Origin of the sequence: Streptomyces sp. NPDC127595, assembly GCF_042671685.1 — a bacterium.
Taxonomy (GTDB): Bacteria; Actinomycetota; Actinomycetes; order Streptomycetales; family Streptomycetaceae; genus Streptomyces.
This window is the reverse complement of record NZ_JBHXWK010000001.1, coordinates 886,820-899,490: the sequence shown is the minus strand read 5'-3', so window position 1 is coordinate 899,490 and position 12,671 is coordinate 886,820. Positions and strand designations below refer to the sequence as shown.

The following is a 12,671-nucleotide window of genomic DNA, read 5'->3' as shown; positions in this document are numbered from 1 at the left end:
ACAAAGCGGTGTTACCAAAACCTCACTCGTTGCCCGGCAGGCAATTTCCCTTCCTTGGTCTTTCTCTCCGGCCTTCTTCCTTGACGCCGTCCAGAGGCCGCAGGCAACGCCCATCCCTCTCACCGACGTAGCCTGAATGCTCCGCACAGACCCCTCACAAGGAGCGCCGTGAGCACTAGCGCAGCCAAACCCGAGGCACCCGCGTGGCGCCTGCTGTTCGGGTACGTACGACCGCATCGATGGGCGCTCCTTGCGGGTGGGCTGCTGGCCCTCGCGACCGGGGCCACGGGGCTGGTGCTGCCGCTGGTGGCGCGCGGACTCATCGACGATCTGTCGCACGACCGCCCGATCACGGGGGCGCTGCTCGGCATGGCGGCGCTGGTGGTGACCAACGCCGCGGTGGGCGCGACGGGCTCGTACGTTCTGCGGCGCACCGCCGAGTCGGTGGTGCTCGGCGCGCGGCGCGCCCTGTCGTCGTATCTGCTGCGGCTGCGCATACCGGCGGTGGACCGCAGCGAGCCGGGCGACCTGATGGCCCGGATCACCTCCGACACGACTCTGCTGCGTGAGGTCACGACCGATTCACTGGTCGGCTTCGGCACCGGAGGGCTCACCCTCGTCGCGACGGTGGTGATGATGGGCCTGGTCGACCCTGTGCTCCTCGGCGTCACCCTGGCCGTCATCCTGTGCGCGGGCACCGTTCTCGGCGTGATCGTGCCGCGCATCAACCGGGCGAGCAAGCGGGCGCAGGACGCGGTCGGCGTGATGGGCGCCTCGCTGGAGCGGATCCTCGGCGCGCTCCGCACCATCAAGGCCTCCGGCGCCGAGAGCCGCGAGGAGCAGGCCATCCACGCGGCCGCAGAGGAGTCGTGGCGGCAGAGCGTGCACGCCGCCAAGTGGTCGGCCGCCGCGGGCAACACGGCCGGTCTGGCGATGCAGATCGCGTTCATCACGGTGCTCGCGGTGGGCGGCGCCCGTGTCGCGACCGGCGCCATCGACGTCGGCACGCTCGTCGCGTTCCTCCTCTACGTCTTCTATCTGATGTCACCGATCCAGCAGCTCGTCGGTGCGATCACGCAGTACCAGACCGGCGCCGGCGCGCTCGCCCGTATCCAGGAGGCTCTGCGGCTCCCCGCCGAACCTGCCGCCCTGCCCGCGCCGCTGCCGTCCCCGAGCGCCGAACCGGCCGCCCTCGTCTTCGACGACGTGCGCTTCCGGTACGCCGACGATCTGCCGTACGTCCACCACGGGGTGACGTTCGCCGTCCCGGCCCGCGGCATGACAGCGTTCGTCGGACCCTCCGGCGCGGGAAAGACGACCGTCTTCTCGCTCATCGAGCGGTTCTACGACCCCGAGGCGGGCGTCATCACCCTCGACGGGCGCGGCCTGGAGGAATGGGATCTGCCCGAGCTCCGGTCCTCGATCGGTTACGTGGAGCAGGACGCGCCCGTCCTGTCGGGCTCCCTGCTGGACAACCTGCTGCTCGGCAACCCGGACGCCGACGACACCGATGTCACCCGCGTGCTGAAGACGACGCGTCTGGACGGGCTCGTCGCCCGGTTGCCGCGCGGCCTGGACACCCTGGTCGGCCATCGCGGCACCAAGCTGTCCGGCGGTGAGCGTCAGCGCGTCGCCATCGCCCGCGCCCTGCTGCGCCACCCCCGCCTGCTGCTCCTCGACGAGGCGACGTCGCAGCTCGACGCGGTGAACGAGGCCGCGCTGCGCGACACGGTCGCCGATGTCGCCCGTACGACGACGGTCCTCGTGGTGGCGCACCGGCTGTCCACCGTCACCATGGCCGACCGGATCGTCGTCATGGACGCGGGCCGCGTCCGCGCCGTGGGTACCCATCGCGAACTGGTGGCCGGGGACCCGCTCTACGCGGAACTGGCGGCCACGCAGTTCCTCGCCACCGTCGGCTGACCGGCCGGCTCAGCCCCCGGTGCACCTGCCCGGGGGCTTCCCCTCCCCCGTCTAGAACGGGAAGTGCGCCTGCTGCGTGGCGATGGTCACCCAGCGGGTGTTGGAGAACGCCTCCAGGCCCCAGCGACCGCCGAAGCGCCCGTAGCCGGAGGCCTTGACGCCGCCGAAGGGCGCGTGCGGCTCGTCGGCGACGGACTGGTCGTTGATGTGCACGATGCCGGTGCGGATCCGGCGGGCGACGGCCAGCCCGTGCGTGGCGTTCTCGGTGATGACTCCGCAGGTCAGACCATTGTCGGTGTCGTTGGCCACGGCGACGGCGGCGCTGTCGTCGGCGAAGGTCTCGATCACACAGACCGGGCCGAACGCCTCCGCGTAGTAAATGTCCGCGTCCTTGGTGACATGGGTGAGGACGGTCGCCGGGTGCACCGCGCCCTCGGGCTCCCCGCCACCGGTGAGGACCGTGGCGCCCTTGGCCACCGCATCCTTGATCAGCCCCGCGACCCGCTGTGCGGATGCGGCACTGACCAGCGGACCGACCACCGTGTGCGGGTGGGCGGGGTCGCCGGCCTGGAGCTGGGCGACCTTCGCGGCGAACTTCCGCGTGAACTCCTCGGCGAGCGACTCGTGTACGAGGATCCGGTCGCCGGACATGCAGATCTGGCCGGAGTTCATGAACACGCTGAAGGTGACGGCGTCGACCGCGTAGTCCACATCGGCGTCGTCGAGCACGACGACCGCGTTCTTGCCGCCCAACTCCAGTACAGCGGGCTTGAGATGCGTGGCCGCGTGCGTGCCGATGATCCGGCCGACGCCGGTGGACCCGGTGAAGTTGACGGCGCGGACGCGCGGGTCGGCTATCAGCACCTCGGCGATCTCGGCCGCGTCCTCACGGGCGTTCGTGACCACGTTCAGCACACCGTCCGGCAGCCCGGCCTCGCGCAGTACGTCGGCGACGAGCAGCGCGCACGCTATCGGCGCGTCCTCGCTGGGCTTGACGACGACGGTGTTGCCCGCGGCGAGGGGGGCCGCGACGGCCCGTACGCCGAGGATGACGGGCGCGTTCCAGGGCGCGAAGGCGGCGACGACGCCCAGCGGTTCGCGGATCGCGAGGCCGAGCGCGCCCGCCTCCTGGGCGCTGAGCACCTCGCCGCGCGGGGCGGTGATCGCGGCGGCCGCCTCGCGCAGGATGTTCGCGGCGAGACCCACGTTGAAGTACGCCCACGGGCGGGTGCCGCCCGCCTCGTGCGCCATCAGCTCGGCCACTTCCTCCGCCTTGGCGTCGAGGAGGTCGGCGGCCTTGAGGAAGATCGCCCGGCGTGCAAAGGGCGCGAGCGCGGCCCAGTCGGCGAACGCCGCGTCGGCGGCGTCCACGGCGCGGGCGACGTCCTCGGGACCGGCGGCCGCGATGGTGGCGTACACCTCGCCGGTGTAGGGATTGATGTCCTCGGCGGTGCGGCCGGAGGCGGCCGGCACGTCCTTGCCGCCGATGAACAGTTCACGGGTGATGGCCATGGCGGGTTCCTCCGGTACGTAGCGACAGCGGTACGCGGTTGTCAACAACATCAGTAGAGAGCTCACAGCGGCAACACTTGTTCGCCACGTGAATCCTACTTCACCAACCTACTAGGTAGGATGCTCGGACCAGGCTCGGTGAAAGTCAAGGGCAAACGCGTCTGCCCCCGGCACCAGGGTGCCGGGGGCAGCGGAAGCTGTCGAGCGCCGGAGGACTACGGCTGAATGGCGGGGAGCACGCTGGTGACCGGAGCGACCAGATCGGTCACCTGGTGCATCTCGTTGAGGCCCTCGTTCAGACCGTTGAGCCCGGCCAGCTGGCTGGAGACCTTCGGGAGTGCGGCCTGGTACTCCGCGGGAATTTCGCTCACCGCGAGCTTGTCGAGCTCGGTGATGGGGTTCAGCGGCTTCGGCGCCTCGGAGACGGCGGCGCTCGCCATCGGCGCGGCAAGGCCCGTGACACCGACGGCGAGACCAACGGCGGCGGCAATACGTCGTGTTGAGATCATGCTTTCAGCAACGGCTGCGGGCCCCGGGCGGACACGGCCGTTGCGCTCCGCTCACCCGTGAGGCTCACAGTCCTTGCTGGGCTTGCCGGGCGCCCCGGGACGGAGGACTCTCGAAGGAGAGGCCCCTCGCGGCCCGCTCCTTGCTGGGCCGCGGCCTTGCAAGGAGGTCATCATGGGCACCGCGGCAGGCCCGGCATTCGACACCGAAGCGCTACGCCGGGGCATAGAAGGACGGAACGCGGCAGATCTGCTGTCGCTCTACGCGGACGACGCGGAGGTCCGTGTCGTCGACCACAACACCCAGCCCAGCCATCCGATGGTCAAGCACGGTCGCGGCGAGATCGCGGACATGCTCAACGACGTGTACAGCCGGGACATGACCCACAAGCTGGAACAGTGCGTCGTCGACGGCAACCACGTCGCCTTCACCGAGTCCTGCCAGTACCCGGACGGCGTGAAGGTACTGACCAGCTCGATGATGTCGCTGCGCGACGGCAAGATCGTCGAACACACACTGCTGCAGGCATGGGACGAGTAGGAAGGACCTGGCTGCCGAAGGTCCGGATCAGTTCACATCTGACCTGGACCTTCTCGGCGAGTGCGGGGACGGGCCGGTCACGGGCACACCGGAGTCGGTGGCCCCGGCCATTGTCCGCGGCGGGGGTACGGGTATCCGCTTGCGTCCTGCGCTCAGCCCTGCGGGGCGCACGTAATCCCACACCCCGGCCACGCCGGATCCGGCCTCGCTGAACTACGCTGGCCGACGGACCGTGACTGGCGCTGAGGTGGAGTACCACCGGGGAGCGGTCTGACGAAAGGGTCTTTGCCGCGCGCCTGGGCGATCGTGTCAGTGACGCTCAGGAGCAGCTCATGTCCCAGGCCCGGCTCATGGACGGCGCCGGTCTCGCGCGCCGCATCGTCGAGGAGACCGCGAAGCGCGCGGCCCATGTCAAGGAACGCACCGGTGCCTCGCCGTGTCTGGCGACGGTGCTGGTCGGCGAGGATCCGGCCTCCGTCACCTACGTCCGGATGAAGCAGAACCGCAGCCGCAAGGCCGGCATCGAGTCGCGGCACGTCGCCCTGCCCGCCGGCACAACGACCGGCGAACTGGTCGACACACTGGGCAAACTGTCCGCCGACCCCGCCGTGCACGGCATCCTGCTCCAGCACCCGGTCGGCCCGCACATCGACGAGCGGGCCGCGTTCGAGGCCATCGCGCCGGAGAAGGACGTCGACGGGGTGACGCTGAGCTCGTACTCGGCGATGAGCTTCGGGCTGCCGGGCTTCGTGTCCTGCACCCCCGGCGGCATCATCCGGCTCCTCGACGAGTACGACGTGGACCCGGCCGGCAAACGCGCCGTGGTCGTGGGCCGCAGCGCGATCCTCGGCAAGCCCGTCGGCATGCTGCTGCTCGGCCGGGACGCGACGGTGACGTACTGCCACTCGCGTACGACCGATCTGTCCTCGGTGGTGCGCGAGGCGGACATCGTGGTGGCCGCGGTCGGGCGGCCCCGGCTGATCCACGGCGAGGACATCAAACCGGGAGCCGTCGTCATCGACGCGGGCTACAACCCCGGGAACATCGGCGACGTCGACTTCGACACCGCCCGCGAGCAGGCCTCGCTGATCACCCCCGTGCCCGGCGGCGTCGGCCCCATGACGATCGCGGTCCTGCTGGAACAGACCGTCACAGCGGCCGAACGCCAACTCGGCCTCTGACCGGCTAACCGCCAGGCCGGACCAGGCCGTGGTCGAAGGCGAAGACCACCGCGTGGACGCGGTCGCGCAGGGCGAGTTTGTCCAGGACCCTGCCCACGTGTGTCTTCACGGTGGCTTCTCCTACGTACAGGCGGGCGGCGATCTCCGCGTTGGACAGTCCGCGGCCGAGGAGAAGGAGCACCTCGCGTTCGCGGTCGGTCAGCCGGGACAGTCGCTGGGCCACTTCCGGTGGGGGTGCGGCGGGCGTCGAGCGGGCGAACTCGGCAAGCAGCCGTCGGGTGACCGAGGGGCCGAGGAGGGCGTCGCCCGCGGCGAGGGTGCGGATGCCCTCGATCAGGGTCTCGGGCGGACTGCGCTTGAGCAGAAAGCCGCCCGCGCCCGCGCGGACGGCCGCGAAGACGTACTCGTCCAGCTCGAAGGTCGTCAGCACGAGCACCTTGGGCCGGCCGTTCACCGCCGCGTCCACAATGGCGCGGGTCGCCGCGACTCCGTCGAGGAGCGGCATCCGGATGTCCATGAGGACGACGTCCGGCGCGGTGACACCCGCCAGTCGCACGGCCTCCCGGCCGTCGGCCGCCTCTCCGACCACGGTGAGGTCCGACTGGGTCTGCAGCATCATCCGCAGCCCGGCCCGCATGAGGTCCTCGTCGTCGGCGAGGAGGACACGGATCACGACAACTCCCGATTCCTGGTGGGCACGACGCTGTTCACGGCAGCTCCTTCAGGGGGACGAGGGCGGTGACCTGCCAGCCGCCGGCTTCGGCGGGACCGGCGTCGAAGCTCCCGCCCAGCCGAGTGACGCGCTCCCGCATACCGATCAGGCCTCGCCCTCCCGAGAAGGGAGCCGCCTGGGTGCCCGTCCCGTCATCGGTCACCGTGACCCGTACTTCACCGGCGACGACGTCGACCCCGACGACCGCGTGTGCGGGCCGCGCATGCCGTACGACATTGGTCAGCGACTCCTGGACCACCCTGCGGACGGTCTCCGCGACGGCCGGAGCCAGGTCGCCGAGCGCGGCCGGTGCAGGCAGCCGCAACTCGGCCGTCACACCGGGCGGCAACTGGGCGACCAGGGCACGGAGCGTCGCCTCGCAGTCATGGGTGTCGGTGAGCAGCCCGAGGACCCGGTCCAGGTCGGTCATGGCGCCCCGGCCGACCTCCTCGATGCGGGACAACGCCTCCCGCACCGGCGACCGTTCGTCCCCCAGGGTGAGGCGGGCCGCGCCCGCGTGGGTCACCATCACGGTCACCGCGTGTCCGACGGCGTCGTGCAACTCCCTTGCCATCCACGTACGTTCGGCGGCCACGGCCCGTTCGCTGTCGCGGGCCCGCAGGGCCTCCTCCGTCTCCCGGCGTGAACGTCCGGCCCGGCCGACGAGCCAGGCCACCGTGTGTACGGCGACGGCGGGGACAAACGCGTCCGAGTCACCGGCGAGGGCGGCCAGGGTGACGGCGAGCGGCAACACGGCCACTTCCAGAGCCCGTTGAGGCGGGCGGCTCTGGACCACCAGGGTCAGCGCGAGCGCGGTGGCCAGTGAGACGTTGGTGACCTGGGCGCCGGACGCGGTCGCCGCCACGGTGGCCACGGCGCCCGCCCACAGCACGCACCCCGGCGCGTACCGGCGTCCGGCGATCGCGGCGAACCACACCACGGCGCAGCCGCGTTCGACGGCGGAACCACTCCACACCGAGGCGGTGTGATCGGACGGCCCGATGGCGATCACCGCCGAGAGGTACGCGACCACCACGTCGAGCACAACCCACAACGGCCCACGCTCGACAGGCCGGTCGGACCGCCACCGCGTGCGCAACTCACCACCCCGGTCGGCGAGCCACCGCGTGCGCAACTCACCACCCCGGCCAAACCGCCATCGCGTACGCAACTCCCCGCCTCGGCCGGAGGGCCGCCACCGCGTACCTCTGTCCTCCACGCGTATCTCCCCCACGGATGACAAGCTACGTGCAGAGCCGTCCCCGGCCGTCCCCCTCACGGTGGACATCGGATCCACCGCGACGGGGACCCTCGCTCCCGTCCCGGAGGACGCCGCGCCCACCGCCCCGGGCCGAGCATCGTCGCATGACGACCACTCAACTTCCGTACGAGACAACGCAGGTGGCTCCCAAGCGGCACCTCCTGCGCGCCATCCTGTTGACGCCGCTCGGCGTCCTGCTGGGACCGGTCGCGGCGGTCGCGGCCTTTCTCGCGACCGCCACGGTCACGGCCCATGTCGCCCTGATGATCGCGGCCGGGCTGGCCGCACTGGTCGTGGGCTGCGCGCTGCCGGTGTACGCGGGTGTACGCCGCCGTGGTGTCACCGTGATCGTGACGGCCGCGGTGACTGTCCTCGCCTCGCTGGCCGCCTTCCTGACGGTCTTTCAGCCACTGGACGAGACCGTCCCGACGCCCCGCTCCGAACCGACCGGATACTGGGACCTGCCGACGGGCTCCCGTCTCGCTTACACCCTCCAGCCTGCCCAGGGCACCCCCAGTTCCACACCGGTGGTCGTGCTGCACGGCGGTCCCGGTACACCGGGCGACGGGCCGGACCCCCTTGAGCGGACCCTCGCGGCGCGCGGGTACGACGTGTACTCATACGACCAGTTGGGCTCGGGCCGTTCGACCCGGCTGGCCGATCCGACGGGGTACACCGTCGCCCGGCAGGTCGCCGATCTGGAGGCCGTACGGGCCCGGATCGGCGCCGACCAGGTCGTGCTGCTCGGCGCGTCCTGGGGTGCGACGCTCGCCGCCGAGTATCTGGCCGCCCACCCGGACAGGGTGGCCCGGATGGTGCTCACCTCGCCCGGCGTCCTGTGGGCCCCGGCCTGGCAGGACCGCGAGGAGGGCGAGATCTGGGACCGTCTGACCCCCGCCCAGGTACGTGAGATCGACGCTCTGGAGGCGAGCCCCCGGCTGGCGGCCTGGTCGCTGCTGATGGCGGCCGATCCGCGCGCCGCGCACGCGCTGGTCCCGGACGCCGAGCTCGATCCGGTCTTCGCGAAGCTCCTGGCCGTCGCCGCCCCGGCCGCGACCTGCCATCCGGACCGCCCGCTGAAGGACCTCCCGGCCTCGCTGCCCGGCTTCTACTCCAATCAGCTCACCTCCGCCGACCAGCTGAAGGTCCCCGACCCCCGCCCCGCCCTGCGCCGCACCGACGACGTCCCGGTACTGATCCTGCGCGGCGCCTGCGACTACAAGAACCCCGGCATCGCCCAGGAGTACGACGACGTCCTGCCGAACTCCACGCTCCGCACCATCACCGGCGCCGGCCACATCATCGACGCCGAACAGCCCGACCTCTACCGCGAGACGGTCATCGCATTCGTCACCCGGTAACTCCCGCCATGGTGAACCGGCGGGCCGACGGCCACGGCCCGCCGTCCTTCCCCTAGGCGGACGAGCGTGCCGAGGGCTTGGGCTCCGCCCGCTCGACCGCGCTTGCCGCCGGTGCCGAGGTCGCGGCCGTGGTGCGTCGCTGGGCGATGCGCAGCAGGGCAAGGAGGGCCATGAAGCACATGCCGTAGACGGTGAGCAGGACCGACGACTCGTGGATGTCGGCGGTGCGCCAGGTCACACCGGCAGCGTCGGTGACCGTGGTGTGCCTGCCGGTGACGAAGTCGGTGAAGAACGAGATGGTCGTCGCCGCGTAGAGGAGTACGCCCTGAAGGTCACTGGCCGTGGTCGACTCGGACAGCGCCGACTGTGCCGTCGGCAGCGGGCCGCGGCGGCGCACGTAGAGAGCGAAGACCTGCATGAACAGGTAGACGGTGAAGGTCCAGCCGAGGAAGTTGCCCAGCGGGACCCCGAAGAATCCGCCGCCGTTCTCCCACACCCAGTGGCCCTCGATCGTCGAGAACGAGGGGTCCATGGCAAGGTCCCAGGCGGTCATCGCGAACGCGGCGACGACCGGGGTCCCGATGGTGGTCAGCCAGGTCGAGTCGCGGCGTACGTCGTCGAGCAGCACGGTGGCGACGATCCAGGCGAGGTAGCCGGTGGCCAGGTAGGCCGGGCCGATGAACCACGGGACCTGGAAGATCTTGCCGTCGCCGGTGTAGTGGTAGTGGCCGAACGGGAAGCCGGTCTGGATGCTGAGGTTCTCCAGGGCGTTGCTGATCACGAGTCCGCCGACGACGAAGACCCCGATCGCGCGCCGGCCGTAGCGCTGCGCCCCGTGCAGGAACACGAAGCCGACCTGCACCACGATCACCAGCATCGTCAGGCCGTGCACAAAGGCCGCCAGGAGCTGCCCGAGGAGAACAACGGCGGTGAGGATCAACACCGTGGTGTCCGTTTTGGAGCGGGGGACGGCGGTCATCGGGGAACTCCGGCTTCTGTCGGGTTGTCGCGCGTGAGCAGGCCGCCCAGGACCAGCGTGCTCATCAGGGTGTGGTCATCGGCGTCGTCGGGCCGGCCGAACATCCGCGCCAGCGGTGCCTGGCTGTACATGGCCATCGGCTTCGTGACGGCGAAGTGGAACAGGTACCAGGGGATGTCTCGCAGCGTCCCCTCCCGCACGAGCCGGTCGAAGGCCGGCCGCCCCATGTCGTTGAGCGGGCTCATCAGCGTGTAGAGGTGGGCCAGGCGCGGTGAGTCGCGGCCGGCTTCGTAGTCGATGACCCGCGAGAGGTGGGGACGGCGGGCGGCGGCCTGGTGGAAGGCCCGTACGCCGGCGATCAGCAGGGCGAGGTCGTCGACGGGCGCCTGCTCGGCAAGGGCCGCCATGACCTCGTCGGTCGTGTCGCGGATGGCGGTTTCCATGACCTCCCGCCAGAAGACTTCCTTGGATCCGTACCGGTCGTGGATGAAGGTGTGCCCCATGCCGAGGCGCTCGTTCAGCTGCCGGACGGACACCGCCTCGTAGCCCAGTTCGGCGAACGCCTCCAGGCCACGCTGATGGATCTCCCCCAGGTCGGGCAGCGGCGCGTCGGCCGGCGGTCGGCCCGGCCCACGCTGTGCCTGTGCACCGCGCCTGGTCGCCATGGAACCTCCTGAGCTCGGCGAGGCACCATCACATTAATCAGGCAGTTGCCTGATTAACAACTCCTGACGCGTCCGCCCGCCCCCGCTCCAGTCGGTCAGGGAGCGGCAGGCGGGCGGCGAACCGGTCGGGCCGGTCGGTCAGCCGAACTCCGCCGCGGCCCATGAGGCCAGCTCGGTCCGGGCCGCGCTCAGCAGACCGGCGGACGGAGCGGTCGCCGCGTTCGTGACCAGTGCGTAGTGCGGCGTCCCCGAGCCGGGAGCGGTGAGCAGGAGGCGGCGGCTCCCCGTGCCGCCCGGTTCGAGGGCCACGGCGATCGGGGTTGTCGTGGTGTACGGGGGTGGGGTCGCCGTCGTGCCGAGGTCGGAGACGACCGTGGTGGACGACGTCGGGAAGGACGCCGGGAGATGGAGTTCCGTGGGAGTGTTCGTGCCGTCGGAGCGCCAGACCAGCAGGCTGTACTGGCCCGACCCCACGAGCTGGGAGACGTTGGGCAGAGTGCTCGGGACCGGGTTCCAGGTCAGCGTCGTGGTGCCGTCCCGGGAGCGGTCCTCGTAGGTGAAGGCGACTGCCGTGCCCGCGGTGGCGCTGGGGTAGACGCGGTCCAGCAGACGGGCGTCCTGGCGCAGTACGGCCGTCCCCGTGTCGTCGAGGCGTACGGCGGAGAGGTCCTCGTCGTTCCAGGCGTCGCCGGTGGTCATGACCCTGTCGGGGTTGTCGTTCATCAGCTCGTGGTGGCGGCCGTTGTAGATGTCCCATTGCCACTGGCTGCCGGACAGGACCGGGCCGGAGGCAGCCGGGTCCGACCACCAAGTGGCGCCCTTCTGGCGGGAGTCGAGGGCCTGATACATCGCCTTGAGGACCGTCGGCGCCTTGTCCGCGACCGATCCGGCCAGCGGGTGGCCGAACTCGCTGAGTATCGCCGTCGTACCGGCGGCCGAGGCGCGGTCGCGTACCGTCCCGAAGTCGGTAACGTACTGGCCGTCTTCAGCCTTGCCCCACATGAAGATGCCCGAGATCGCCTTCTGGTCGTAGAAGTGGGTGTTGAAGACATAGCGCGAGCCCAGCGTGCCCGCGTCGAGCAGTCCGCCCTCCTGCTTCTGGAAGTCGATGTTGGCGTTCCAGAAGAGGTTCGGTTCGACGAAGGCGGGTTTGTCCTGCCAGCCGGCCGCGTCCATCCGGGCCCGGAACCTCACATAGAAGGGCCAGAGCACGTCCTTTTCCCAGGCGCGGCTGGTCTGACCGGAGTCGTACGTCCCGGCGTGCGGCTCGTTGAAGGGATCGAAGCCGACGACACCCGCGAACTGGTCGGTGCTGAGGTGCTGTCTGACGTAGGCCATGGTCGCCTCGGCCGTGGTGAGGAAGGCGTCCTGGAGGCCGTACTCGTTGTGCCAGAAGTCGTACGACGCCTGTGTCACGGCCGCGTTCTGGGTGATGTTCTGGCCCCAGAGGATGCATATCCCGCACGACTCCTGGGGGTAACCACCGGCGTCCACGGCCCACTTGGGGGCGCCGTCGCCGGTGTACCAGCTTCCCGGGTTGAAGAGGTAGCGGGAGTAGAGGTCCTGGTGGAAGTCCGGGTACACGCGGATTCCCGCGTCGAGGAAGGCGCCGATCTGGGCGGTGGCCGCCGCGAGATACGTGGTGTCGACCTGGCCGCGGACGGGTTCGGCCTGCGCCCAGGAGAGCAGGAAGCGTACGGAGTTGCCGCCGCCGAGCGCGCGCAGCGCCGTCGCCGACTTCCTCGCGTCGGCGACCGACGCGAAGGGCAGCCCGTTGTTCTCCTCCAGCTTCGTTTCGCCGGAGACGTTGTAGCCGCGCAGGACGACCTCGCGGCCCAGTCCGTCGGTGAAGTGGCCGTCCTCGACGGTGAGGGTGGCGGCCGCGGAAGCGTCGAACCAGAGGGAGTCGGGGAGTGGGGCCGCGGCGGCGGGCTGGACGCCCGCCGCCGTGACGAAGCCGGTGAGGAGCACGAGGACGCCGAGCAGACGCGCACGTAACTTCGACATGTTCATTACAGTGCGCGGGCGCA

General features: G+C 70.6%; 11 protein-coding genes and 1 riboswitch. Of the genes, 4 read left to right on the top strand and 7 right to left on the bottom strand.

What is annotated here, in order from left to right; translation table 11 throughout:
- The first annotated feature begins 168 nt into the window (after positions 1-168).
- Entirely contained in the window at positions 169-1,923 is a 1,755-nt protein-coding gene (locus tag ACFVKT_RS03765) for an ABC transporter ATP-binding protein (RefSeq protein ID WP_385727176.1), read from the top strand.
- A gap of 51 nt (positions 1,924-1,974) precedes the next feature.
- On the opposite strand, the gene ACFVKT_RS03760 is transcribed toward ACFVKT_RS03765, so the two are convergent.
- Both ACFVKT_RS03760 and ACFVKT_RS03755 read right to left on the bottom strand, forming a co-directional pair.
- Entirely contained in the window at positions 1,975-3,435 is a 1,461-nt protein-coding gene (locus ACFVKT_RS03760) for an aldehyde dehydrogenase family protein (protein ID WP_385727174.1), read from the bottom strand.
- Between the two features lie 215 nt (positions 3,436-3,650).
- Positions 3,651-3,944 (bottom strand): hypothetical protein, encoded by a 294-nt coding sequence (locus tag ACFVKT_RS03755; protein ID WP_385727172.1) that lies wholly within the window; start codon positions 3,942-3,944, stop codon positions 3,651-3,653.
- 172 nt (positions 3,945-4,116) lie between these two features.
- On the opposite strand from ACFVKT_RS03755, the gene ACFVKT_RS03750 reads away from it, so the two are divergent.
- Together ACFVKT_RS03750 and ACFVKT_RS03745 are read left to right on the top strand one after the other, a co-directional pair.
- On the top strand, positions 4,117-4,482 hold the full coding sequence (locus tag ACFVKT_RS03750) for a nuclear transport factor 2 family protein (RefSeq protein ID WP_385727170.1): 366 nt from the start codon (positions 4,117-4,119) through the stop codon (positions 4,480-4,482).
- Positions 4,483-4,704: 222 nt separating this feature from the next.
- Positions 4,705-4,791, top strand: a riboswitch (ZMP/ZTP riboswitch).
- 23 nt (positions 4,792-4,814) lie between these two features.
- Complete coding sequence (locus tag ACFVKT_RS03745) at positions 4,815-5,663, top strand: bifunctional 5,10-methylenetetrahydrofolate dehydrogenase/5,10-methenyltetrahydrofolate cyclohydrolase (RefSeq protein ID WP_385727168.1); 849 nt, start codon at positions 4,815-4,817, stop codon at positions 5,661-5,663.
- 4 nt (positions 5,664-5,667) lie between these two features.
- Here ACFVKT_RS03745 and ACFVKT_RS03740 read toward each other — a convergent pair whose 3' ends face one another.
- Together ACFVKT_RS03740 and ACFVKT_RS03735 are read right to left on the bottom strand one after the other, a co-directional pair.
- The gene (locus ACFVKT_RS03740) at positions 5,668-6,336 is read right to left on the bottom strand and encodes a response regulator (protein ID WP_385727166.1); all 669 of its coding nucleotides are present in this window, start codon (positions 6,334-6,336) and stop codon (positions 5,668-5,670) included.
- A gap of 34 nt (positions 6,337-6,370) precedes the next feature.
- Positions 6,371-7,510, bottom strand: coding sequence for a sensor histidine kinase (locus ACFVKT_RS03735; RefSeq protein ID WP_385727164.1), 1,140 nt, complete (start codon positions 7,508-7,510; stop codon positions 6,371-6,373).
- A gap of 230 nt (positions 7,511-7,740) precedes the next feature.
- On the opposite strand from ACFVKT_RS03735, the gene ACFVKT_RS03730 reads away from it, so the two are divergent.
- A complete protein-coding gene (locus ACFVKT_RS03730) occupies positions 7,741-8,997 on the top strand; it encodes an alpha/beta hydrolase (protein WP_385727161.1) in 1,257 nt (418 codons plus the stop codon).
- A gap of 52 nt (positions 8,998-9,049) precedes the next feature.
- Here the strand turns inward: ACFVKT_RS03730 and ACFVKT_RS03725 are convergent, their stop codons facing one another.
- The 3 genes from ACFVKT_RS03725 to ACFVKT_RS03715 form a co-directional block, all read right to left on the bottom strand.
- Positions 9,050-9,976, bottom strand: a complete 927-nt coding sequence (locus ACFVKT_RS03725) for a carotenoid biosynthesis protein (RefSeq protein ID WP_385727159.1) — start codon at positions 9,974-9,976, stop codon at positions 9,050-9,052.
- Positions 9,973-10,641 carry a TetR/AcrR family transcriptional regulator gene (locus ACFVKT_RS03720; protein ID WP_385727157.1) on the bottom strand — a complete coding sequence of 223 codons (669 nt, stop codon included), beginning with the start codon at positions 10,639-10,641 and terminating at the stop codon, positions 9,973-9,975. Before ACFVKT_RS03720 ends, ACFVKT_RS03725 begins: the two co-directional genes overlap by 4 nt.
- 138 nt (positions 10,642-10,779) lie before the next feature.
- Positions 10,780-12,654 carry a cellulase family glycosylhydrolase gene (locus ACFVKT_RS03715; RefSeq protein WP_385727155.1) on the bottom strand — a complete coding sequence of 625 codons (1,875 nt, stop codon included), beginning with the start codon at positions 12,652-12,654 and terminating at the stop codon, positions 10,780-10,782.
- Between the last annotated feature and the right edge of the window lie 17 nt (positions 12,655-12,671).